This window comes from Stenotrophomonas maltophilia group sp. Smal32, assembly GCF_030237085.1.
Classification (GTDB): domain Bacteria; phylum Pseudomonadota; class Gammaproteobacteria; order Xanthomonadales; family Xanthomonadaceae; genus Stenotrophomonas; species Stenotrophomonas maltophilia_Q.
The window spans coordinates 40,359-59,488 of sequence record NZ_JASJSI010000016.1 but is presented as its reverse complement, the minus strand read 5'-3'; the positions used below and the strand labels follow the sequence as shown (position 1 = coordinate 59,488).

Annotated in this window: 26 protein-coding genes, 4 tRNA genes, 1 pseudogene and 1 riboswitch; of the genes and pseudogenes, 14 read left to right on the top strand and 17 right to left on the bottom strand. The window is 65.6% G+C overall.

Annotated elements, in window-relative coordinates; translation table 11 throughout:
• Positions 1-249 precede the first annotated feature (249 nt).
• The 3 genes from QRO91_RS06190 to QRO91_RS06180 form a co-directional block, all read right to left on the bottom strand.
• Positions 250-1,872 carry an FMN-binding glutamate synthase family protein gene (locus QRO91_RS06190; protein WP_049430648.1) on the bottom strand — a complete coding sequence of 541 codons (1,623 nt, stop codon included), beginning with the start codon at positions 1,870-1,872 and terminating at the stop codon, positions 250-252.
• A 55-nt stretch (positions 1,873-1,927) separates the two neighbouring features.
• Positions 1,928-3,214 carry a nucleotide sugar dehydrogenase gene (locus QRO91_RS06185; RefSeq protein ID WP_049430646.1) on the bottom strand — a complete coding sequence of 429 codons (1,287 nt, stop codon included), beginning with the start codon at positions 3,212-3,214 and terminating at the stop codon, positions 1,928-1,930.
• 142 nt (positions 3,215-3,356) lie between these two features.
• Positions 3,357-3,791 (bottom strand): BLUF domain-containing protein, encoded by a 435-nt coding sequence (locus QRO91_RS06180; protein ID WP_049430643.1) that lies wholly within the window; start codon positions 3,789-3,791, stop codon positions 3,357-3,359.
• A gap of 131 nt (positions 3,792-3,922) precedes the next feature.
• Here QRO91_RS06180 and QRO91_RS06175 point away from each other — a divergent pair.
• Together QRO91_RS06175 and QRO91_RS06170 are read left to right on the top strand one after the other, a co-directional pair.
• Positions 3,923-4,009, top strand: a tRNA-Leu gene (locus QRO91_RS06175).
• A 56-nt stretch (positions 4,010-4,065) separates the two neighbouring features.
• Positions 4,066-4,314: a hypothetical protein gene (locus QRO91_RS06170; protein WP_049430641.1), complete on the top strand. Its 249-nt coding sequence runs from the start codon at positions 4,066-4,068 to the stop codon at positions 4,312-4,314.
• A gap of 163 nt (positions 4,315-4,477) precedes the next feature.
• Here the strand turns inward: QRO91_RS06170 and hemN are convergent, their stop codons facing one another.
• Positions 4,478-5,887, bottom strand: a complete 1,410-nt coding sequence (gene hemN / locus QRO91_RS06165) for an oxygen-independent coproporphyrinogen III oxidase (protein WP_049430659.1) — start codon at positions 5,885-5,887, stop codon at positions 4,478-4,480.
• 44 nt (positions 5,888-5,931) lie between these two features.
• Positions 5,932-6,372: a group III truncated hemoglobin gene (locus QRO91_RS06160; protein WP_049430639.1), complete on the bottom strand. Its 441-nt coding sequence runs from the start codon at positions 6,370-6,372 to the stop codon at positions 5,932-5,934.
• Between the two features lie 179 nt (positions 6,373-6,551).
• On the opposite strand from QRO91_RS06160, the gene QRO91_RS06155 reads away from it, so the two are divergent.
• Complete coding sequence (locus QRO91_RS06155; protein ID WP_111203420.1) at positions 6,552-6,839, top strand: hypothetical protein; 288 nt, start codon at positions 6,552-6,554, stop codon at positions 6,837-6,839.
• Positions 6,836-7,885, top strand: a complete 1,050-nt coding sequence (locus QRO91_RS06150; protein WP_049430637.1) for a 4Fe-4S dicluster domain-containing protein — start codon at positions 6,836-6,838, stop codon at positions 7,883-7,885. Before QRO91_RS06155 ends, QRO91_RS06150 begins: the two co-directional genes overlap by 4 nt.
• Position 7,886: 1 nt before the next feature.
• Here QRO91_RS06150 and QRO91_RS06145 read toward each other — a convergent pair whose 3' ends face one another.
• Positions 7,887-8,123 carry a hypothetical protein gene (locus QRO91_RS06145; RefSeq protein ID WP_005408923.1) on the bottom strand — a complete coding sequence of 79 codons (237 nt, stop codon included), beginning with the start codon at positions 8,121-8,123 and terminating at the stop codon, positions 7,887-7,889.
• A gap of 353 nt (positions 8,124-8,476) precedes the next feature.
• Positions 8,477-8,686 (bottom strand): hypothetical protein, encoded by a 210-nt coding sequence (locus tag QRO91_RS06140; protein ID WP_049430635.1) that lies wholly within the window; start codon positions 8,684-8,686, stop codon positions 8,477-8,479.
• A gap of 111 nt (positions 8,687-8,797) precedes the next feature.
• On the opposite strand from QRO91_RS06140, the gene QRO91_RS06135 reads away from it, so the two are divergent.
• The gene (locus QRO91_RS06135; protein ID WP_197619686.1) at positions 8,798-9,199 is read left to right on the top strand and encodes a transcriptional regulator; all 402 of its coding nucleotides are present in this window, start codon (positions 8,798-8,800) and stop codon (positions 9,197-9,199) included.
• Positions 9,200-9,221: 22 nt separating this feature from the next.
• Positions 9,222-9,285: riboswitch (Fluoride riboswitch) on the top strand.
• A 74-nt stretch (positions 9,286-9,359) separates the two neighbouring features.
• Entirely contained in the window at positions 9,360-9,752 is a 393-nt protein-coding gene (gene crcB / locus QRO91_RS06130; protein ID WP_049430634.1) for a fluoride efflux transporter CrcB, read from the top strand.
• 3 nt (positions 9,753-9,755) lie between these two features.
• Here crcB and QRO91_RS06125 read toward each other — a convergent pair whose 3' ends face one another.
• A complete protein-coding gene (locus QRO91_RS06125; RefSeq protein WP_197619684.1) occupies positions 9,756-10,589 on the bottom strand; it encodes an AraC family transcriptional regulator in 834 nt (277 codons plus the stop codon).
• A gap of 134 nt (positions 10,590-10,723) precedes the next feature.
• Between QRO91_RS06125 and QRO91_RS06120 the strand changes: the two genes are divergently transcribed.
• Positions 10,724-11,218 carry a DUF6265 family protein gene (locus tag QRO91_RS06120; RefSeq protein WP_049430632.1) on the top strand — a complete coding sequence of 165 codons (495 nt, stop codon included), beginning with the start codon at positions 10,724-10,726 and terminating at the stop codon, positions 11,216-11,218.
• Between the two features lie 18 nt (positions 11,219-11,236).
• Here the strand turns inward: QRO91_RS06120 and QRO91_RS06115 are convergent, their stop codons facing one another.
• Positions 11,237-11,743, bottom strand: coding sequence for an ATP-binding protein (locus QRO91_RS06115; protein ID WP_197619664.1), 507 nt, complete (start codon positions 11,741-11,743; stop codon positions 11,237-11,239).
• Positions 11,744-12,004: 261 nt separating this feature from the next.
• Between QRO91_RS06115 and QRO91_RS06110 the strand changes: the two genes are divergently transcribed.
• The 3 genes and pseudogenes from QRO91_RS06110 to QRO91_RS22485 all read left to right on the top strand — a co-directional run.
• A complete protein-coding gene (locus tag QRO91_RS06110; protein ID WP_049430629.1) occupies positions 12,005-13,081 on the top strand; it encodes a S9 family peptidase in 1,077 nt (358 codons plus the stop codon).
• Positions 13,082-13,171: 90 nt separating this feature from the next.
• On the top strand, positions 13,172-13,372 hold the full coding sequence (locus QRO91_RS06105) for a hypothetical protein (protein WP_049430627.1): 201 nt from the start codon (positions 13,172-13,174) through the stop codon (positions 13,370-13,372).
• Positions 13,357-13,491, top strand: a pseudogene (locus QRO91_RS22485) (hypothetical protein); the annotation flags it as partial. The gene QRO91_RS06105 and the pseudogene QRO91_RS22485, both read left to right, overlap by 16 nt.
• Before the next feature lie 84 nt (positions 13,492-13,575).
• Here the strand turns inward: QRO91_RS22485 and QRO91_RS06100 are convergent.
• Both QRO91_RS06100 and QRO91_RS06095 read right to left on the bottom strand, forming a co-directional pair.
• Complete coding sequence (locus tag QRO91_RS06100) at positions 13,576-13,845, bottom strand: hypothetical protein (protein WP_197650970.1); 270 nt, start codon at positions 13,843-13,845, stop codon at positions 13,576-13,578.
• Positions 13,846-13,969: 124 nt separating this feature from the next.
• The gene (locus tag QRO91_RS06095) at positions 13,970-14,674 is read right to left on the bottom strand and encodes a helix-turn-helix transcriptional regulator (RefSeq protein ID WP_049430624.1); all 705 of its coding nucleotides are present in this window, start codon (positions 14,672-14,674) and stop codon (positions 13,970-13,972) included.
• 105 nt (positions 14,675-14,779) lie between these two features.
• Between QRO91_RS06095 and QRO91_RS06090 the strand changes: the two genes are divergently transcribed.
• Positions 14,780-15,427 carry a flavin reductase family protein gene (locus QRO91_RS06090; RefSeq protein ID WP_049430621.1) on the top strand — a complete coding sequence of 216 codons (648 nt, stop codon included), beginning with the start codon at positions 14,780-14,782 and terminating at the stop codon, positions 15,425-15,427.
• A gap of 4 nt (positions 15,428-15,431) precedes the next feature.
• On the opposite strand, the gene QRO91_RS06085 is transcribed toward QRO91_RS06090, so the two are convergent.
• The 3 genes from QRO91_RS06085 to QRO91_RS06075 all read right to left on the bottom strand — a co-directional run bounded on the left by QRO91_RS06085 (position 15,432) and on the right by QRO91_RS06075 (position 17,137).
• Positions 15,432-15,977 (bottom strand): DUF4124 domain-containing protein, encoded by a 546-nt coding sequence (locus tag QRO91_RS06085; RefSeq protein ID WP_197632352.1) that lies wholly within the window; start codon positions 15,975-15,977, stop codon positions 15,432-15,434.
• A 74-nt stretch (positions 15,978-16,051) separates the two neighbouring features.
• Complete coding sequence (locus QRO91_RS06080; protein ID WP_285310314.1) at positions 16,052-16,561, bottom strand: GNAT family N-acetyltransferase; 510 nt, start codon at positions 16,559-16,561, stop codon at positions 16,052-16,054.
• 78 nt (positions 16,562-16,639) lie between these two features.
• Positions 16,640-17,137, bottom strand: a complete 498-nt coding sequence (locus tag QRO91_RS06075) for a GNAT family N-acetyltransferase (RefSeq protein WP_197619660.1) — start codon at positions 17,135-17,137, stop codon at positions 16,640-16,642.
• A gap of 107 nt (positions 17,138-17,244) precedes the next feature.
• Between QRO91_RS06075 and QRO91_RS06070 the strand changes: the two genes are divergently transcribed.
• Positions 17,245-17,649, top strand: a complete 405-nt coding sequence (locus QRO91_RS06070; protein ID WP_049430614.1) for an NUDIX domain-containing protein — start codon at positions 17,245-17,247, stop codon at positions 17,647-17,649.
• Between the two features lie 72 nt (positions 17,650-17,721).
• Here the strand turns inward: QRO91_RS06070 and QRO91_RS06065 are convergent.
• The 3 genes from QRO91_RS06065 to QRO91_RS06055 all read right to left on the bottom strand — a co-directional run bounded on the left by QRO91_RS06065 (position 17,722) and on the right by QRO91_RS06055 (position 18,155).
• Positions 17,722-17,795: transfer RNA gene (locus QRO91_RS06065), tRNA-Cys, on the bottom strand.
• Between the two features lie 66 nt (positions 17,796-17,861).
• A tRNA-Gly gene (locus QRO91_RS06060) sits at positions 17,862-17,937 on the bottom strand.
• A 142-nt stretch (positions 17,938-18,079) separates the two neighbouring features.
• Positions 18,080-18,155: transfer RNA gene (locus tag QRO91_RS06055), tRNA-Gly, on the bottom strand.
• A 130-nt stretch (positions 18,156-18,285) separates the two neighbouring features.
• Here QRO91_RS06055 and QRO91_RS06050 point away from each other — a divergent pair.
• Both QRO91_RS06050 and QRO91_RS06045 read left to right on the top strand, forming a co-directional pair.
• Positions 18,286-18,687, top strand: a complete 402-nt coding sequence (locus QRO91_RS06050) for a hypothetical protein (protein ID WP_197650972.1) — start codon at positions 18,286-18,288, stop codon at positions 18,685-18,687.
• A complete protein-coding gene (locus QRO91_RS06045; protein ID WP_049429469.1) occupies positions 18,680-19,108 on the top strand; it encodes a hypothetical protein in 429 nt (142 codons plus the stop codon). Before QRO91_RS06050 ends, QRO91_RS06045 begins: the two co-directional genes overlap by 8 nt.
• Positions 19,109-19,130: the final 22 nt, after the last annotated feature.

Genomic DNA, 19,130 nt, shown 5'->3' with positions numbered 1-19,130 from the left:
TTTATATATCGGGCGACCACCTTATTAAAAACGAAGTTGATCTTCGGCTGGTTCATTTTTTTATTATACACCGCCCGCACGCACGGGGTGCGCCCCCCCCACAACTGGGCCGGGAAATCCAGGTTGCGGGTCTTGAGATGCTTCACATCTCGTTGGGGAGCCGAGCCCTGGGTGGGCTGTTTTTGGTTGCAAAAGGGGGAGGTGTGAGGGATTAGCGGCGGAGATTGGGGTCGGCTCTACAACATCACGTCATCGCGACTTGCTGGCGCGCAGCGCCTGGATCTTCGGCGGCGGCTGGAAGGAATCGCTGCGCGCATCGGCCCAGAACGCATGGAACACGGCGTGGTCCGGCACCTTGTGCAGCAGCTCGCCCGGTTCCAGGTAACGGTACAGCGAGGCCAGCGAACGGATCTCCACCGGCGAAACACGGCGCAGGATGTGTTCCGGCCCGAGTTCAGCCGGATCATTCAGGCCCGCGGCACACAACAGTTCCTTCAAGGCATGCAGCGTATGCTCGTGGTAGCTGTACACGCGGGTGGCCTTGTCCGTTGCATCCAGATGCTTCCAGCGCGCCGGGTCCTGGGTGGCGATGCCGGTGGGGCACTTGTCGGTATGGCAGCTCAGCGACTGGATGCAGCCCAGCGCGAACATGAAGCCCCGGCCGGCATTGCACCAGTCGGCGCCCAGCGCGATGGTGCGCGCGATGTCGAACGCACTGGTGATCTTGCCGGCCGCACCGATGCGGATGCGCTCGCGCAGGTCGAGGCCGACCAGGGTGTTGTGTACCAGCAGCAGCGCCTCGTGCATCGGCACGCCGACATGGTCGACGAACTCGGCCGGTGCCGCGCCGGTGCCGCCTTCGGCGCCGTCCACCACGATGAAGTCCGGCAGCAGCCCGGTTTCCTGCATCGCCTTGGCGATGCCGAACCACTCCCACGGGTGGCCGATGGCCAGCTTGAAACCAACCGGCTTGCCACCGGACAGCTCGCGCAGGCGGGCGACGAACTGCAACAGCTCCACCGGCGTGGAGAACGCAGAATGACGCGACGGCGACACACAGTCCACGCCCATCGGCACACCGCGCGTCACCGAAATCTCGGCGGTCACCTTCGGCGCTGGCAGCACGCCGCCATGGCCTGGCTTGGCACCCTGCGACAGCTTGATCTCGATCATCTTGACCTGGTCATGGGTGGCATTGGCAACGAAGCGTTCCTCGCTGAAACCGCCCTTCTCGTCGCGGCAACCGAAGTAGCCCGAGCCGATTTCCCACACCAGGTCACCGCCCATCTCGCGGTGGTAGGGCGAGATCGAGCCTTCGCCGGTGTCGTGGTAGAAACCACCGCGCCGCGCGCCTTCGTTCAGTGCGCGGATCGCATTCGCCGACAGTGAACCGAAGCTCATCGCCGAGATGTTGAACACGCTGGCCGAATAGGGCTTGGCACAGTTCGGACCGATCAGCACGCGGAAGTCATGCTTGGCGATGGCAGTCGGTGCCAGTGAATGGTTGATCCACTCGTAGTCCACCGCATAGGTGCTGCGCAGGGTGCCGAACGGTACCGTGTCCATCTCGTTCTTGGAGCGCTGGTAGATCAGCGCGCGCTGCTGGCGCGAGAACGGCACGTCCTCCAGGTCGCTCTGCACGAAGTACTGGCGGATTTCCGGTCCGATCGATTCGAGCCCGTAGCGGAAATGCGCCAACACCGGATAGTTGCGGCGCAGCGTGCTGCGCTTCTGCAGCAGATCCCAGGTCCCCAATGCCACCATCGCGGCAGTCAGGCCGACGCCCCAATACCAGGCCGGCCATATCGTGGCCAGCCACAGGCATATCGGGAACATCAGGATGGCGAGCAGGTAGACGATATACCGGTGCATGGCTTTCCTCGGTTGCAACTGCTCCCGAGTCTACCGCGCTGCCCGCCGCCCAGGCTTACAGGCGACCGTCAACCACGTTGCGCGGCCAGGCCGATTTCACGTCGTAGACCAGCCCACCAGGTGCAAGCAGGCCCCGGATGGCCGCTTCATCCATGGCCTTGAAGCGGGCATGGGCCACCGCCAGCACCACCGCGTCATAGCCGCCTGGAACCGGCTCGGCCAGCCACTGCACGCCGGCCTCGGCCAGCGCCGCCGGGCCCACCCACGGGTCGCTGACTTCCACCTCGGCACCAGCATCGCGCAGTCGCTGGGCCAGTTCCAGCGCGCGACTGTTGCGCAGGTCCGGGCAGTCCTCCTTGAAGGTCACGCCCAGCACCAGGACACGCGACTGCGCGGGTGCGCGGCCACGCTCGGCCAGCATGGCCAGCACCCGCGCGGCGACGTGCTCGCCGACGCGGTTGTTGACCTGGCGTGCGGTGTGGATCAGGTCCGGGTGGTAGCCCACGCTTTCGGATTTGTGCAGCAGATAATACGGATCCACGCCGATGCAATGCCCCCCCACCAGGCCGGGCCGGAATGGCAGGAAGTTCCACTTGCTGCCCGCCGCATCGAGCACGTCCTGGGTATCGATGCCGAGCCGGTCGAAGATCAGCGCCAGCTCGTTGACCAGCGCGATGTTGACGTCGCGCTGGATGTTCTCGACCACCTTCGCTGCTTCGGCCACGCGCATCGACGGCGCCGGGAAGGTCCCGGCGTCGATGATGCGCTGGTACAGGCCATCAATCACCGCCGCGACCTCGGGCGTCGAGCCGGAGGTGATCTTGCGGATGTCGGCCAGGCGCCGCTGGCGATCGCCAGGGCTGACCCGCTCCGGGCTGTAGCCGCAGTAGAAATCCTCGTTGAAGCGCAGGCCCGAGCCCTGCTCGAGCAGCGGCACGCAGACCTCTTCGGTGGTGCCGGGATACACCGTGGATTCGTAGATCACCAGATCGCCCGTGCGCAGATGGCTGGCGATCAGGCGGCTGGCCGAACGCAATGGCTCCAGGTCGGGCTGCTCGTAGGCGTCGATCGGGGTAGGCACGGTGACGATATAGACGTTGCAGGCATCGAGCAGCGAAGGATCGCTGCCGTACTGCAGATGCGTGCCTTCGGCCAGCTCGTCAGCCTCCATCTCCAGCGTGTGATCGCGGCCACCGCGCAGCTCGGCGATGCGGCCGGCATCGATGTCAAAGCCCAGTGTCGGCCAGTGCCGGCCAAACGCCACCGCCAACGGCAGGCCGACGTAACCCAGGCCGATCACAGCGAAACGCGGCGTCACCGCCGCGGCAACGGGCACGCTCATCGGCACATCCCGTGCACCGGGTGAAACCTGATGCGTGCTGCCATGGCTTCGGCCAACCCACTCATTCGCTGTACCACTCCGGAAAACCCGCACGAGGAAGGCTACAGCCTAACGGCCCCGGTACCCCGCCGCCAAGGCGGGCTCAAGAGCCCAGCGCGACCGCAGCGGGTTCCAGCTCGCCATCGGCACCGGTCCAGGCCTGCAGCAGGCGCTCGAAACCTCCACTACCCAGCAGGAAACCCGGCCACGGCGCGTCAACGATCTGGGTCAGCAGGTCCGCATCGATCCGCCGCGTGCCCATCGACCAGCGCGGGAACGCACGCTGCAGTACCGGCGCGCGGCACAACACCCTCATCTGCGCATGGCTGCGTGCATTGGCGATGCGCTGGAACACCGAATCGATGCCATCTTCGGGGCCTTCCAGATACTGCAGGAAGCGGCTGCCGTCGAACATCAGCACACCGGTGACGCCGGCTACACGATTGAAGGCCGTGGCATCGGCCAGCAGGCGATCAAGATCGGTTGTCCGCAGATCGGCGCGGGCCTCACTGGCATAGGCAATCGCGTGCAGCGACATCGGGTGGCTCCCCCCCTGGGAACGATGGCTGGGACTATGACATGAACAGGGATAACAGTTAAGCACGTCACCGCCGCGACGCGATCCGGTCGTCGCGCTGCAGGTGGGCTACAATCGGCGCCGCGCTGCAGGCCCGGATGGCGAAACTGGTAGACGCATCGGACTTAAAATCCGCCGGGGGCGACCCCATGCCGGTTCGATTCCGGCTCCGGGCACCAACATCGCAGCGCAGGATGGCGTCCGCCCTTCGGGGCATTGCACAAGGAACCCGCACATGAAGCTGTCTGTCCTGATACTCCCCCTGCTGTGCGTGATCAGCCTTCCGGCGCTGGCGCAGTCCTACTCCGACAGCCGCCACAATCGCGACGGAAGCGTGGACATCCGCTACAGCGATGGGTCTTCCAGCCGCATCACGCGCGATCTGTCCAAGCGCGTGATCGCCGAGCACAGTGACGGCAGCCGCTCGCCCACCACCTCTGACCTCAGTGGCCGCAATCGCAGCACCTACAGCGACGGCAGCTAGTCCGACACCAGCACCGACCTGAGCGGCAGGGTCATCACGCAGTACAGCAACGGTGCGCGCTCCACCAGCACACGTGACCTGAGCGGCAGGTGGCGCACCACCGCCAGTGGTGGCATGGCCGCCCGTCATCCAGAACGCGGCGTCGGCAAAAAGCCCTGAGCGATCAGATCGCACGCGAGTAGCGTGGTTGCTCGTGTGCGGCGCGCAGGTAGGGGTCAAAGCACATCGCCAGCAACCGCAGCAGTGGTCGCCCCGGCTCGCTGGCGCGCACGACCCCCTCCCGGTACTCGGCCAGGCCGTCCTGTTGCAGCCGCTGCACCGCACGCAGGTCTTCGGCAAAGTACTGCTGGAAATCCACGCCGTGGCGCTGCCCCAGCACTGCACCATCCACCTCGCCCTGGCACATCAGCTGCTGGATCAGCTCCGCGCGCAGCTGGTCGTCGGCACTCAGCGCGACACCGCGCCAGACCGGCAACTGTCCCTGGTCCACCGCGTCCTCCCACGACGGCAGGTCACGTGGATTCTGGCTGTAGGTGGCACCGATATGGCTGATCGCACTGACGCCCAGGCCGAGCAAATCGGTATCGGCGTGGGTGGTGTAGCCCATGAAGTTGCGATGCAGCTGGCCGGCACGCTGCGCGCGTGAAAGATCCTCCTCCGGCAATGCGAAATGATCCATGCCGATGTACTGGTAGCCGGCCGCGGAGAGCTTCTCCACCGCCAGCCCCAGCAGCGCCAGCTTGTCTTCTGGAGAGGGCAACCGGCTTTCGTCGATCTGCTTCTGCGCGCGGAACAGATGCGGCAGGTGCGCGTAGCCATAGACCGCCAGGCGGTCGGGGCGCAGCGCCAGTACCCCGTCCAGGGTTCGCCCGAATCCCTCCAGGCTCTGCCCGGGCAGGCCGTAGATCAGGTCGACGTTTACCGAACGCATGCCGCTGTCGCGGCACGCACGGAGGATGTCCAGGGTCTGCTGCACGCCCTGCACGCGGTTGATCGATTCCTGCACCAACGGGTCGAAATCCTGCACGCCCAGGCTGGCCCGGTTGAACCCCAGCCGCGCCAGCATCCCCACGTCGCGGGCATCGATGAAGCGCGGATCGAGCTCGATCGAAAAATCGCGCTGCGGCGAATCGCTGAAGTCAAAGCGACGGCGCAGGCCTTCCACCAGCGTGGTCATCGCCTCGGCATCCAGGAAATTCGGCGTACCGCCGCCGAGATGCAGCTGGATGACCTCGCGACCGTCATCGAACTGTGGTGCCAGCAGATCGGCCTCGGCCAGCAGGCGCGAAACATAGCTGTGGCCACGACCGCGATCGCGGGTGATCACCCGGTTGCAGCCACAGTAGAAGCACGGGCTGGAACAGAACGGCACATGCACGTACAGCGACAGCGCGCGTGCCAGCTTGTTGCTGTCGGCAATCGCCTGGCGCAGCGCCGGTGCATCGAAGCCATCGTGGAAGTGCGGCGCGGTCGGATACGAGGTGTAGCGTGGCCCCGGCCGGTCATGCCGGCGCAGAAGGTCGGGGTCGAAGGTCCAAGCCAGGCCACCGGCGGCGGGAGAGAACGTGTCCATGCCACCAGCATCGCGCCGGACGGCCGCTGCCGCCTTGACCCAGATCAATCCTTGGCGGCGATCCCCAGCACCGGCAGCCCGACCTGGGGCCAGCGCAGCATCTGGTAGCGCTTCCAGAAGGTATCGCCGATGCGTGCGGCCACGTCGTTGGCCAGTTCCTGCATCGCCGGGTTGTCGCATTCGGCCGTGGTGATCCGGAACAGCACCAGCCAGCGGTCGAACAGGTCCTTGTCCAGCTCGATGGCCATGTGCTTGGACATCGGCGAGCCCTTGAAGCGGCGGGTACCGCGCAGCATCGCCGACCAGAAGTCGACCAGCTGTGCCAGGTGCTCTGGCCAGTCGTGCACATGCGCCTCGAACACCGGCCCGAGGCGCTCTTCCTCGCGCACGCGCGCGTAGAAGTCGTGGACCAGGCGGGTCACCTCCTGCTCGGTACACAACCCAGGCGAGGCGACGGGGAGAACAGGCGGCGGTGTTGCGTTCATCGGGGTACCCAAAGCGTGCCGGCAGTGTGCCGCAGCGAGGCGGCACCACCGTTGATCCAGATCAATGTCGGCGCAGTCGGCTGCACCTAGGCTGGCACGCCTGCAGGAAGCATGCCCTGCGGATGCTGCGCCAACCTCGGCGGAGTATACGCGCCGCCCACTTTTCGATCCGGGACAGCATGAACAGACCCTCTCCCAGCCGCCGCCAGCAGCTGATCCAGCACTGGGGCGCCATCCTTTGGCCCAGCTTCATCGCCGCGGGCGTGGCCAGCGTGGTGTTCTTCGCCTTCGTCGATCCCCTGCGCCTGCAGGCAATCAGTTTCCCGGACACCTCCATCAGCCGCGAGCTGGGCTATACCGCAGGCTTCTTCATGTTCTGGACGGTGACGGCGCTGTCCAGCGCGGTCACCTGGTACCTGCAACGCCCCATGCCCAGTGACGACGACGACGAGCTGCCACTGGGATGAGCGCGCGCCCTACCTCGAGAACCAGGCCCCGGCACTGGCGCGGCACGCTCAGCACTGCCCTGCTGGCACTGTTCTACGCCCTGCCGTGGCTGCGCTGGGACGGGCGGCAGGCGTTGCTGCTGGACATCAACGCGCGGCGCTTCGACCTGTTCGGCTGGACCCTGTGGCCCAACGACGTCGGCGTGCTGATCGGCCTGCTGGCGGTGCTCGCGGTGGGCCTTGCCCTGCTCACCCACCTCGCCGGGCGCATCTGGTGCGGCCATGCCTGCCCGCAGACACTGTGGCGCCGCACCTTCGACTGGATCGCCGACGGCATGGTCCGCACGCTTCCGGCACGCGTTGCGCGCGCGGCCACGCAGCTGGCCTGGGGGCTGCTCTCACTGTGGACCGGCATTACCTTCGTGGGCCTGTTCAGCCCGATCGCCGAGCTGGTGATCGCAGCGCCGCGTGCCGGCTGGAGCGGCTGGGAGACCTTCTGGGTGCTGTTCTACGCCGCCGCCACCTGGGGCAATGCCGGTTTCCTGCGCGAACAGGTCTGCCGTTCGCTGTGCCCATTCGCACGCATGCAGCCGCTGCTGACCGATCCACACACGCCACGCATGCTGTACGACGCCCGACGCGGCGAGCCGCGCGGGCCGCGCCCGTCGGGGCTGGGCGGCGTACTGGGCCGGGGTCGTGGCCTGCTCGACCCGACCACCGCCCAGGACTACGTGTTCCGCGCCGCGCACCCGCTGCTGGCCGGACCGATGCCGACCTTCAACGCCGATCGTCTCGGAGACTGCACCGATTGTGCCGCCTGTGTCAGCGCCTGCCCGATGCAGTTGGACATCCGCCAGGGGCCGCAGGCCGACTGCCTGGCCTGCGGCGCCTGCCTGGAAGCCTGCGCACAGCAACAGCACCGGGCCGGGTTCGGTCCGGGGCTGGTGCGTTACTGCAGTCCGCAGGCGATGGCCGGGCAACAGAAGCGCTGGTGGCGACCCCGGACCCTGGCCCTGCTGTGCTTGATGCTGACGCTGCTTGCCTTCGGCGCCTGGCGCTTGTTCTGAATCAACGCGGCCCGTCGGCGTGCGGCGGAACCAGCTGCGCACGTCGGACAATGCCCAGCTGCTCGATGATCAGCGCCATTTCGTTGGTGAACTCGGTACGCTCGGTCCCCTGCGGGACGAGCCGGTCCAGCACCTGCTGGTAGGTATCCCAGAACGCCGGACCGCATCCGTGTTTGTGATAGCTGGCTTCCAGTTCGCGGCGTACCCGTTCAGCCAAGCCATGCATGCCGTATTCCATACGACCTCCGTTGGACTTGTTCTGCATCGTTGACGGTCTACCGACTCACTTGCGTGCTACTGAAAGACTCCCGGGCTTCACGTCCGGTTGATCCAAATTAGTCACAGATTTCACGACAGGTCAATTACATGCAGCGACTTTCGCGATTGAAATTATTAATCGTTCACGAAACTACATACGGGACCCCGCCCCTCCCGGATGGGGTGAAGCCGACAACGCGACCCAGGCACCTGGCACGGCAGCCGGTAGGCGTCGACGATCGGTACTGCCAGAACGATCAGTTTTTCCTATTTTGCTAAGTGTACTTAACAGAATGTGCTTAGCGTGCTAAATGCGACAAAAGGCGGCGTCATTCAGATGGATTCGACTTCGGCGGCGGCAGTTGCGGGGAACAGGTTCGGGTAGCGCTGATGCAGGATGTATTGCCGCAGAGCCGGAATCGGGAAGTCTTTCGGCCATTGCGATACTGCGGAACGGCTGATGCCGAAGAAGCGCGCCAGCTCCGCATCGGTCTGGAATCCCAGCCGCGTGCGAACCTGCCGCTTGTTCCAGAATTCGGTCATGGTCTGCCCTTCTGTTAACCAGACTTATTCTTGCGGCAAGGATTCTTCGCATTCCACGCGTTAAGCTGGCTTGCATAGATGAATACTCTCGGCCAACGACTCGCCGCCGCCATGAAGAAAGCCGGGCACCCCCGCCCGGCCGATCTGGCCCGCGCCGCCAAATCCACCACGGCAACCATCAGCAACTGGCTCAACGACCATGTCAGTGCGTCCCATGTGAAAGCCGAGCAGCTGTTCCGCATCGCAGATGCGGCCAAGCTGGACGCACGCGAGCTGCTGTACGGAGTGAACGGGCGCGGCGTCGGGGAGCCGGGTAACGCCTACATTCCCAGCCAGGCCCACCTGGATGTATGGCAGGACGCCTACGAGCTGGTCAGTCACTTGGTGGCCAAGAATGGCCTGGAAATCGACCACCGCCGCCACGCGGCGCTGGACCTGCTCGCGTTCGAACTGCTGATGGATGGCTTCAGCCGCAGCAAGGTCGCCCGCGTGCTGACCACCTCGATGACGTGAATGCACTACCGCTGGTAGCATGGACCACGATGGGGATGGGGCTCCCCCGATAACCGCCTGAGAAGGCTGATGGCTCCTGCCAAGACGAACCCGGTGTTCGTCGATGGCAGGCCGTGCCTGCCCTCGGCGTTCGCCATCGACCCTGCACTCGAGGCACGCGATGCAAACGCTGAACAACTATGTCCTGGTCTTCATCGGAGGTGGCATCGGCGCCTGCCTTCGCCATGCCTGCAACCTGATCGGCGCCCGGGTGGCCGTCGGCAGCCCCTGGCCTTGGTCGACCTTCCTGATCAACATCAGCGGCGCGCTGCTGATGGGCGTGGTGGTCGAGGTCTTCGCGATGCGCAATGGCGCCTCGCCGCAGCTGCGCCTGCTGCTCGCCACCGGCATCCTCGGCGGCTACACCACGTTCTCCACCTATGCGCTGGAGATCGGCCTGCTGCTGCAGCGCGGCCAGCATGGGCTGGCCGCGCTGTATGCCGGTGGCTCGGTGGCACTGGGCCTGGCCGGCCTGTTCGGTGGCATGAAGCTGGCCCGGCTGGTCCTGGGCTGAGGCTCAGGCCGCGCCAGCACGCGCCTGTCCGCGCCATTCGCGTGGTGACTGCCCCGTGTGCGCCTTGAACGCGCGCGAGAGTGCCGCCTCGCTGCCATAGCCCACCTCGTCGGCAATCCGCTTCAGCGGCCGGCCCTGGCGCAGCGCCTGCTGTGCCAGCCCAACCCGCCAGCCCTGCAGGTACTGGCCCGGGGTGGTCCCCATCGCTTCGCGGAAGCTGGCGGCGAACACGCTGCGTGACATCCCGGCCACCTCGGCCAGATCTTCCAGCGTCCATCCCTGCGCCGGGGCTTCATGCATCGCCACCAGCGCCAGCCGCAATCGCGGATGGCCAAGCCCAGCGAACAGACCGCCGCGCATTTCGCCACCTTCCATCAGCTGGCGCAGCACCTGGATCATCACCACCTCGAACAGACGGTTGACCATCGCCGCTCGCCCGCAACGCTGCTCGAACGCTTCTTCGAACAACAACTCCAGGGCCGCCTTGCCGCCATACAGCTCGGCCAGTGGCAGGCAGATGAAATCAGGCAGCGCGGCACTGATCGGATTCAGCCGGCCGCCTTCGAAATGCAGGTTCGCGCAGGCCATGTCGGCGCCCTGCTGAGGATCGGTACTGAAGCGGTGCGGCATCGGGCGCGGGTACAGCAGCAGGCTGGGCACCTCGACCTGTACGGTCTGCTGGCCATGACTGACCTGCAGCGGGCCACGTCGCACCAGGTGCAGTTGGCCGGCCTCATCCTCGCCGTCCAGCGTGTTGATGCCGCACAGCGCACCGGCATGGAACACCGAGGCGGTGACCGCGAAGCGTTCAAGCAGAATGGCGAGGCGATCGACCATGGCGGGACGTTGGGTCAAGCGAGACAGGCTCAGTGCGACAGATCGTATCGGAATCACTGCAGGAAAGGAGGGCACTGGCCGGGCGGTCCACCGGGCGCTATACAGGCCCCAGATTCCCGCGCATGGAGGCACCGATGTCGATCCGCATCGCCCCGGCCCTGCTGACGCTGCTGCTTGCGGTGGCCCACGCACAGGCCTCGCCGCCGTCGAAGATCGAACACCTGGCCTGGCTGGCCGGCTGCTGGCAACTTGACGGGCAGCCGCCCGGCGCCGGCGAGCAGTGGTCCAGCCTTGCTGGAAACACCCTGTTCGGCAGCAGCCGCAGCCTGCGTGACGGGCGAACCGTCGGCTTCGAATTCATGCAACTGCGCCAGCACGATGATGGGCGCCTGGTGCTGACCGCCCTGCCCTCTGGCCAGAACGCCACGGACTTCAACGCCACGCGGGTCGATGGCAACGAGGCGGTGTTCGAGAACCCGACCAACGACTTTCCGCAGCGCATCCGCTACCGGCGCCTGGACGAGCAGCGGGCGCATGCGCGCATCGAGATCGCGCAGGACAATCCGGCACAGGCGATCGACTTTCCCATGCATCGCGTCGCCTGCGGTGGACCGGCGCCCGCGCGCTGATCCGCTTCCAGGCCACCCCTACGCCGTATGGCGGATTACCACGAAGCCTTCTTCCCTGGCCGGTGCTACGAAGTGACGGGTGATCTGCTCGAATTCCTCATCGCTGGCCTGGAAGGGATGCTCGCCGCGCGCATTGCGTGCACGCAGCCGCGCCTTGCAGACTTCGTCGGCAACATCGAGGAAGTGCAGTTGATGCGCGGCGCCCACTGGCGAGAACACCTCACGCGCCCACGCGCGGGTGGCGGGCGTGTTGAAGGGAAAATCGAGCACCACCGAAACGCCGGCCTGCAGCAGCGCACGCAGATGATCGGTCAGCACGCTGCGCAGCGTGGCTGCGCGCTGCAGATAATCCGCGATGGAGTGGATTTCGCCCGGGTGCAGCGCTGCCAACCATGCGTCCTCGCTGATCAGCACGTGGTGCGGCCTCGCCACCAGTTGCCGCGACAGCGTGGACTTTCCTGCGCCAATCTTGCCGCACAGCAGGTGCAGGGTTGCGCCGTCGGCGGCGGGTGAAGGGTATTGCATCTACGATCTCCTCGGTGGATTCCAGTTCCCGGGAGAGCGCTGCGTGCAATCCGCCTTCCCGGGCGGGTTGCAGGGCCGTGACGACCGCGCGCTACCCCGCCTTCCCGTGGGGAATGCGGATAATCGACGCGGTGACATGCGGGGCCATGCCGCCAGCGTAGAGCGCCGCCTCTTCGGCCCGCAACCCCCTGCGGCAGTGCAGCGCGCGCAACGTTTCATTGGCATCTATGCTCGGCGCCATTCCCGCATGGAATGACCACGATGCGCCCCTTGCTTCGATGTGCCCTCGCCCTTGGCCTGCTGCTTCCTTCGACGGCATTGCTGGCAGCACCACCCTCGGCGCCACGCACGCTCAGCGGCGAGCTGCAGGGCGCCCCCTGGCGGCTGGATGTACCGGCAGACTGGAACGGCGACCTGGTGATGCTGGCCCACGGCTATGAGCCCGTGGGCGTGCCGCGCACCATGCCAATGGCCGCCAACGACAGCACGGCAGCGCTGCTGGGCGCCGGTTACGCCGTCGCGCAGAGCGCGTATTCCGGCCAGGGCTGGGCGGTGGCTGATGCGGTCAACGACATGGAACACCTGCGACACCATGCGCTGGGTGAACTCAAGCGCGTGCAGCACACCTGGATGCTGGGCTTCTCGATGGGCGGCGCCGTGACCATCGGCAGCCTCGAGCGCTTCCCGCAGCACTATGCCGGTGGCGTGTCGCTGTGCGGTGCCAATCTCAGTGGCGAACAGATCGCGGCCGACCTGCTGACCACGCTGGTCGCGTTCGATTATTTCTTCCCCAAGGCGGAGGGGCTGCCGGGCACCGGATTGGCATCGCGCGAAGCGGCCCTGCTGCCGCAGGGTGAGCTGTACCAGGGAATCGCTACTGCGCTGCAGCGCGACCCGGCGCATGCCGCGTTGCTGGCGCAGCGGCTGCAGGTCTCCCGCGGCGAAGTGGCCGGCACGATCAGCCTGCACGCCCTGGTCCTGCATGAACTGGCCACACGCAGCGGTGGCATGCCGGTCGGCAACAGGGGCGTGGTCTACAGCGGCTTCGGCGATGACTCCGCATTCAATGCCGGGGTGCAGCGCATCGAAGCTGTACCCGCCGCGCAGGCCAAGGTGCGCGCGACGCTGGCGCTGACCGGCGCCCTGAAGCGCCCGCTGGTGATCCAGTTCAACCACAACGACCCGACCATCGTGCCGCACATGCAGACGGCGTATCCGCAGTTGGCCGCACACGCCGGTGCGCGGCCAGCGCCACGGGTACTGCCATCGGTGGGCGAAGGGCATTGTGGCTTTTCGGAAGCACAGGTGGTCGACGCCTTGAAGGCGGTACAGCACTGAGACCAGCGCGTGCCGCAGCGCATCAGGACCGTCCAGCAAGTGCTGCTATGGTGGCCCGGCCCATTGACGGGCACACAAAGGACTGACGTGATGATCAAGACGACCTTGAAGACCGTGATGCTCCTTGGCATGGCCGTGACCGGCCTGGCCTTCGCTGCAGATTCCTGCGAGTTCTGCACCCTGAAGTACGAGCAGTGCCTGCGTACATCACATGGACCGCTGGGCAAGACCTCCGAGCAGTGCCTGGCCGAATACAAGCTGTGTCGTGAAATGGACTGCCCGTCGCCCTGACCGGTGTCCGGCCGGCTCCTTCGGGGGCCGGCTCAGCCCACCTGTTCGGCACGCCCGAAGGCGAATGGCTGGGCTTCGACACGTCAGTCTCGTTCGGCCGACAGGGGCTTGGCCTGACCCGCACGGTGCTGCACGATGCGCGCGGTCCAATTGGCACGCTTGACCAGGCCTTGACCGTGCGCCCGTTGCCGCAACAGGCCGGATCAACCGCCCAGCGTGCCCATCGTGAAGGTGTAGCCGGAGCTCATCAGGAATTCGCGCATGCGCATTTCCGCCCGCCGTGGCGAGGCCAGGTTGGCCGGCGCATACAGTGCATACACCATGCCCGATCCCTCGATATGCTCGCGGCGGACCTCGCAGCGAGCGGTCTCCGAGGCAATCACCCATCCGTCCTTCAGCCGCTCCGGTCCAATGGATTGCCCGTTCTTCAACCGGAAGGTCAGCCAGCGCACATCTGCCAAGATTTTGCTCATTTCCGATTCGCTCCGTGCCCGAAGCGACCCGTGATGTCCTTGCTCGCCATTGCAGCTCCCTGAGACGTGGAACTCGACCATAACGCCTTGCCATGTCGTGGGTGACTGAGACTGGACGGGCACCTCAGGTCGCCAGGTTGAACAGCCGCCACAATGCCTCACGCCCCGGTGGGGTCAGGCGCAGTTCCCGGCGGCCTTCCACGCGCCGAAGCCAATCGTTGTTCACGAAACTGTCCAGCATCGCCTCACCGACCAGGCCTGCCAGGTGCGGGCGACGTTCGGTGCAATCCAGACAGCCACGGCAATAACGCGCCGGCTTGGCCACCACCGGCTGCCGCAGAAGCTCGCGCAGTGGCTGGCCCAGCCCGCCGAGGAATGCGGCGCCTTCGGCGCTGATCCGCCAATGCCCTTCGCAGGGCAGCACATGCCCCACCTGCAGCAGGCGATCGGTGATGGCTACCGCGTGCACACCGGCCAGGTGCCGATAGCAGGAACGCGCCTCGCGCAGCGCGGGCATGCTGCGCGCGGCCGCAGCGGTACACGAGGGGGTACGGTCGGCCACGCGCAGGATGCCTTCGAGCATCTCTGCCACCTCGCTTGACGCCAACCGGTGATAGCGATGCCGCCCCTGCGCCAGCGCCACCAGCAGATCACCTTCGACCAGCCTGCGCAGGTGCATGCTCGCCGTCTGCGGGGTCACACCGGCCACGTGCGCCAGCTCCGTTGCGGTGTAGGCACGCCCGTCCATCAACTGCAGCAGCATGGCCGCGCGTGCCTGGTCACCGACCAGGGCGCCGACACTGACAAGGGAACCAGAGGTGTGGACCATGCCGGGATTGTGGCACGCCCACCCGTGCAGACACTTCGATGCAGACCGAAGCTTCGGTGCCCGCAACCACGCCACAGTGGCCGTCCCGCCACCGTGAGATCCACCGTGAACACCGCCTCGATCCAGCGCCGCCGCATCACCCCATCGGTCCTGTACCCGGGCACGCCCGTGCTGCTGATGACCACGTTGAATGACGATGGCAGCAACAACATCAGCCCGCTTTCTTCGTTCTGGGCACTGGGCAACCGCGTGGTACTGGGCCTCGGCACGCAGGGCCAGGGCTATCGCAACCTGCAGCTGCGCAACCAGTGCGTGCTGAACTTTCCCTCATCCGCGCAGGCCGCACAGGTCGAGGCCATCGCCAGAGCGACCGGCTGCAACCCTGTGCCGGCCGCCAAGCAGGCGATGGGCTACGTGCACGTGCGTGACAAATTCGCGCTGGGCGGGTTCAGCCCCGTCGCATCCACCCACGTTGCGCCGATGGCGATTGCCGAATGCCCGTTACAGGTGGAGGCCAGCGTAATGGCGATGCATCCGCCCGGCGAGGATGATGGCCAGGGCTTCGTGATCGTCGAAGCCCGCATCCGCTGCGTGCATGCGCACGAAGACATCACCGTGGACGGCACCCAGCACATCGATGTGGCGCGCTGGAAACCATTGATCTACCTGTTCCGGCACTACCTGGGTGTAGGAGAGCCGGTCGGGCGCAACTTCCGCGCGGAAACGCCCATGCGCGCGTCTACCGCGCAGTGACCAGTCAATTCGCAGGGGCGGTCGAACTGCTGAACTTGTCGCGCACCGACCGCTCACGTTCGCGCCGGACCGATGCACACTGTTCGCGCGCGTTCGACATCTGCGTATCTGCTGCAACGCGCTCAGCGCTCAACGACTGCTGCAGGCTGGCGATCTGTGCACGGATGCCGGAGTCCTGTGTCGCGCCGGCCAGGTTGGTGCCCGCCGCAGCAAGTTGATGGTTCAGCTCGGCGACCTGCCGGCCAACCTGCTGGCTGCGGGACTCCAGCGGACCGTAGATGCGCGAGCGCTCACCCTGCACGCAGTTGCGCTCGGCGATGCCGGCGTCGGCCAGTTCGGTGTTCTGGTACACCGCCGCGCGGTTCGATGCCTCCCCCGCTGTTTCCGTGGAGGAACGGCTGGAACGCAGCTTCATGGGTTCAGCGCCGGCAGCACAAGGATTCTGGCTGTACACCGTTTCGCCGGATGCGCCCTTGCACTTGTAGACCTGGGCCGATGCCAACGGGGCACACCCCAGCAGGATCATCGCCATCACTGCCTTCCCTTTCATCCTGCACCGCTCCCTGGTTCATTGGACAACCGCCACGATACGGTGGTTTGGTGGCGACTGCACGCTGGCGCCATTCAGACCGTTTCGCCCTGCAGATCGAGCACATCCGTGGTCCAGCGGCGCGCTCCCAGCGTGGCCACCATGCCGCCGCGATAGACGAACCGGCGTGCTTGACCGTCTTCAATGAAGCAGGTCTCGTTCTGCATCGGCACATAGCCCGCAGAAGCATAGTGCCGATGATCCAGAGCGAACAGCACGGCGAAATCGATACCGTGCAGGCGCAGCTCTGCATGGGCCGCTTCGATCAAGCGCGAGGCAACGCCTTGCCGGCGAACGTCGGCACGCACCACCACGCCGCCGATCAGACCGATGCGTTCCGGCTCGCCGTCCAGCAGTGCATTGCGTTCGTACAGTGCGAGGTGGGCGACCACGTGATCACCTTCCATCGCCAGGACCAGAGCGACCGGCCCCGGGATGGCGTAGCCCTCGCCCTGCATGTCCGGGAAAGCCTCGCGGAGCAGATCCACCGCCTGCTGACGGTGTTCCGGCGCCACGCGCTCCCTGCTGGATACCTGAACGTGCATTGCCCTGTCTTCCTGGAACCGGTGCCCAGCCTCATCGTGCCACGGAAACATGACCATGCCCGCGGTAACGTTTCGCTGTCAGTGCAGCGTGATCCAGTACGAAACGATATCCGTGTAGCTGCCCTCGCGCTTGACTGCCCGCGGCTCCCTTCCGAGTGCGCTGAAACCCAGCGATTCATACAGCCTGCGCGCGGCAGTATTGTCCGCCAGCACCGTCAGGGTGACCGATTCAATGCCCTCGGCGCGCGCAGACGCAAACGCAGCACGAAGAAGCTGGCGGGCGACACCCTGGCCACGATGGTCGGTGCCCACATGGACACTGTGCACTTCCGCCGTATGCCGTCGCGCCATCCGCATCGGGCGTACGTAGCGCAGGAAGCCCGCAAGCATGCCGTCGATGAAAGCGCCGAAGTAGCGCGTGCCAGGATCAGCAAGTTGGATGCGCATCACGTCTGCCGTCTCATTCTGCGCTTCGGCCAGCGTGGACAGGAACGCAGCGGGCGACTCGCCAAGCGCCTGCAACCGTGCCTGCCAGAGAATGTCGGCGTCGTCAGCACCAAGCTGCCGGATGAGCATGCGACACACCTGCGAGGTTGTTGATACACAGGCGCCCAGCCTAGCGCGGGTCCGCCTGATGCGACGTGCATGCGAGAATGAAGAACGTCCCTTCTTCACCCAACGCCATGACTGAACTGCAGATTCCCCGCGTTGGATGTGGCGCCGTCGTCCGTGATGCCGACGGCCGCATCCTGCTGATCCAGCGCGGACGCGAGCCGGAGCGCGGGCACTGGGGCCTGCCCGGTGGAAAAGTCGACTGGATGGAAACGGTGGAGGCTGCCGTGGTCCGTGAAATCCGCGAGGAGACGGCGCTGGAAGTGACGTTGCTGCGCCTGCTGTGCGTGGCCGATCATTTCGAGCCGGCGCTTGCGCAGCATTGGGTCGCGCCGATCTTCGAGGCACGGGCATCTGCCGCTGCCGAGGCCTCCATCCAGGAACCGGGCGTGCAGACCGGGCTGGGCTGGTTCGCGCGGGATGCCCTGCCCCAGCCGCTGACCCAGGCCACGGTGCAGGCGCTGGCCATGCTGTAGCGGGTATCGATCCGGGCGCGTGCCGGTATCCAGGCAAACAAAAAGCCCTGACCGGAGTCAGGGCTTTTCAATTGGAGGCCTCAAGCGGAATCGAACCGCTGTAAACGGATTTGCAATCCGGTGCATAGCCACTCTGCCATGAGGCCAACGTACTGCGCGCCAGGAACGTAGCCCTGACAAGACAAAACCCCAAGATGGGGCCTGTCGGAACATGGAGCGGGAAACGAGACTCGAACTCGCGACCTCAACCTTGGCAAGGTTGCGCTCTACCAACTGAGCTATTCCCGCGTAAGCCGACATGCTACCGGAAATCCGGAAAACACACCAGCGATTTCACCTTTCTGACTGCGCGTAAAGCCTTGTGGCCCAACGTGCCCCGCCTTGCCGTGGCGGGAGAAAAACAAGGCCCCTACCGGGGCCCTGTAGAATCTGGAGCGGGAAACGAGACTCGAACTCGCGACCTCAACCTTGGCAAGGTTGCGCTCTACCAACTGAGCTATTCCCGCAGATTCCATTCGACCTGCGTCGAAGGAGCGCTATTGTGTCCAAATTCCTTCACGCCGTCAACAGTCTTCACATCATGCGGTCACAGGCGTCCGCGCTGGGGTACGCTGCCCCGCCCGGCCCGGTTCGCCCATGTTCCTTCGCGGCACGCCCCTGTTGATCGCCCTGCTGCTGCACCTGCTGGTGGCCCTGCTGTACTGGGCACTGATACCACTGGGAATGAACGGGTATCGCGACCATTTCGGCTTTACGTCACATCGTGACATCGGCCTGGGCATCGCCCAGTTCCATCTGTTCTGGATGTTCATTGGCGCCCAGCCGCTGATTGCGGTGCTGCGGCCGCTGTTCGCCAAGCTGCTCGTGCTGGCCATTCCCTTGGCATTCGCAACCTGGACGCTGATGCACAACCATCCGCTGCGCCTGCTGTACTTCACGGTCGGGCCGGGTTTGCTGGCACTGGCCGCGATCGCCATATCCGTGCGCCATGCATCACGCAGCCACTTGCCCACCACCACGGACACCGCCGATGCCTAGACGCTACGTCCGCCTGTTCTGGTTGCTGGTTGCATTGACCTGGCTGGCGTTGATCGCAGCGCTGGTCAACGCCGGCTTCACCCCGGACTACTGGCTGCTGCATCGCCTGGAAGGCGCCGAGCTGCCCTACCCAACCAGCACCGTCATCGTGTTCACGCTGCTGGGCACGGTCGAGCTGGTGGTGGCCGCCTTGATCGTGCGGCCCTGGAAACTGAAGCGGCTGTGGTTGCGCCTGCTGATCGCCTTCGCGCTGCTGCTTGTGTGGTCGGTACCGTGGATGCTGTCGGCGATGCACCAGCCGCCCGTACACGGTATGCACCTGCTGTGGTTGCTGCTGCTGGATGTGGGCCTGCTGCTGGCGCTGTGCGTGGTGTCGGCGGTGAGCGCATGGCGGGCACTCAGGCGTCGAAAGGGTTCATAAGCGCCCCGACACAACGCCAGGC

What these genes read in the sequence shown, in the direction of transcription:
- QRO91_RS06190 (WP_049430648.1), bottom strand. Translation starts at nt 1,872, where the DNA reads ATGCACCGGTATATCGTCTACCTGCTCGCCATCCTGATGTTCCCGATA.
- QRO91_RS06185 (WP_049430646.1), bottom strand. Translation starts at nt 3,214, where the DNA reads ATGAGCGTGCCCGTTGCCGCGGCGGTGACGCCGCGTTTCGCTGTGATC.
- QRO91_RS06180 (WP_049430643.1), bottom strand. Translation starts at nt 3,791, where the DNA reads ATGTCGCTGCACGCGATTGCCTATGCCAGTGAGGCCCGCGCCGATCTG.
- QRO91_RS06170 (WP_049430641.1), top strand. Translation starts at nt 4,066, where the DNA reads ATGAAGCTGTCTGTCCTGATACTCCCCCTGCTGTGCGTGATCAGCCTT.
- hemN (WP_049430659.1), bottom strand. Translation starts at nt 5,887, where the DNA reads ATGGACACGTTCTCTCCCGCCGCCGGTGGCCTGGCTTGGACCTTCGAC.
- QRO91_RS06160 (WP_049430639.1), bottom strand. Translation starts at nt 6,372, where the DNA reads ATGAACGCAACACCGCCGCCTGTTCTCCCCGTCGCCTCGCCTGGGTTG.
- QRO91_RS06155 (WP_111203420.1), top strand. Translation starts at nt 6,552, where the DNA reads ATGAACAGACCCTCTCCCAGCCGCCGCCAGCAGCTGATCCAGCACTGG.
- QRO91_RS06150 (WP_049430637.1), top strand. Translation starts at nt 6,836, where the DNA reads ATGAGCGCGCGCCCTACCTCGAGAACCAGGCCCCGGCACTGGCGCGGC.
- QRO91_RS06145 (WP_005408923.1), bottom strand. Translation starts at nt 8,123, where the DNA reads ATGGAATACGGCATGCATGGCTTGGCTGAACGGGTACGCCGCGAACTG.
- QRO91_RS06140 (WP_049430635.1), bottom strand. Translation starts at nt 8,686, where the DNA reads ATGACCGAATTCTGGAACAAGCGGCAGGTTCGCACGCGGCTGGGATTC.
- QRO91_RS06135 (WP_197619686.1), top strand. Translation starts at nt 8,798, where the DNA reads ATGAAGAAAGCCGGGCACCCCCGCCCGGCCGATCTGGCCCGCGCCGCC.
- crcB (WP_049430634.1), top strand. Translation starts at nt 9,360, where the DNA reads ATGCAAACGCTGAACAACTATGTCCTGGTCTTCATCGGAGGTGGCATC.
- QRO91_RS06125 (WP_197619684.1), bottom strand. Translation starts at nt 10,589, where the DNA reads ATGGTCGATCGCCTCGCCATTCTGCTTGAACGCTTCGCGGTCACCGCC.
- QRO91_RS06120 (WP_049430632.1), top strand. Translation starts at nt 10,724, where the DNA reads ATGTCGATCCGCATCGCCCCGGCCCTGCTGACGCTGCTGCTTGCGGTG.
- QRO91_RS06115 (WP_197619664.1), bottom strand. Translation starts at nt 11,743, where the DNA reads ATGCAATACCCTTCACCCGCCGCCGACGGCGCAACCCTGCACCTGCTG.
- QRO91_RS06110 (WP_049430629.1), top strand. Translation starts at nt 12,005, where the DNA reads ATGCGCCCCTTGCTTCGATGTGCCCTCGCCCTTGGCCTGCTGCTTCCT.
- QRO91_RS06105 (WP_049430627.1), top strand. Translation starts at nt 13,172, where the DNA reads ATGATCAAGACGACCTTGAAGACCGTGATGCTCCTTGGCATGGCCGTG.
- QRO91_RS06100 (WP_197650970.1), bottom strand. Translation starts at nt 13,845, where the DNA reads ATGAGCAAAATCTTGGCAGATGTGCGCTGGCTGACCTTCCGGTTGAAG.
- QRO91_RS06095 (WP_049430624.1), bottom strand. Translation starts at nt 14,674, where the DNA reads ATGGTCCACACCTCTGGTTCCCTTGTCAGTGTCGGCGCCCTGGTCGGT.
- QRO91_RS06085 (WP_197632352.1), bottom strand. Translation starts at nt 15,977, where the DNA reads ATGAAAGGGAAGGCAGTGATGGCGATGATCCTGCTGGGGTGTGCCCCG.
- QRO91_RS06080 (WP_285310314.1), bottom strand. Translation starts at nt 16,561, where the DNA reads ATGCACGTTCAGGTATCCAGCAGGGAGCGCGTGGCGCCGGAACACCGT.
- QRO91_RS06075 (WP_197619660.1), bottom strand. Translation starts at nt 17,137, where the DNA reads ATGCTCATCCGGCAGCTTGGTGCTGACGACGCCGACATTCTCTGGCAG.
- QRO91_RS06070 (WP_049430614.1), top strand. Translation starts at nt 17,245, where the DNA reads ATGACTGAACTGCAGATTCCCCGCGTTGGATGTGGCGCCGTCGTCCGT.
- QRO91_RS06050 (WP_197650972.1), top strand. Translation starts at nt 18,286, where the DNA reads ATGTTCCTTCGCGGCACGCCCCTGTTGATCGCCCTGCTGCTGCACCTG.
- QRO91_RS06045 (WP_049429469.1), top strand. Translation starts at nt 18,680, where the DNA reads ATGCCTAGACGCTACGTCCGCCTGTTCTGGTTGCTGGTTGCATTGACC.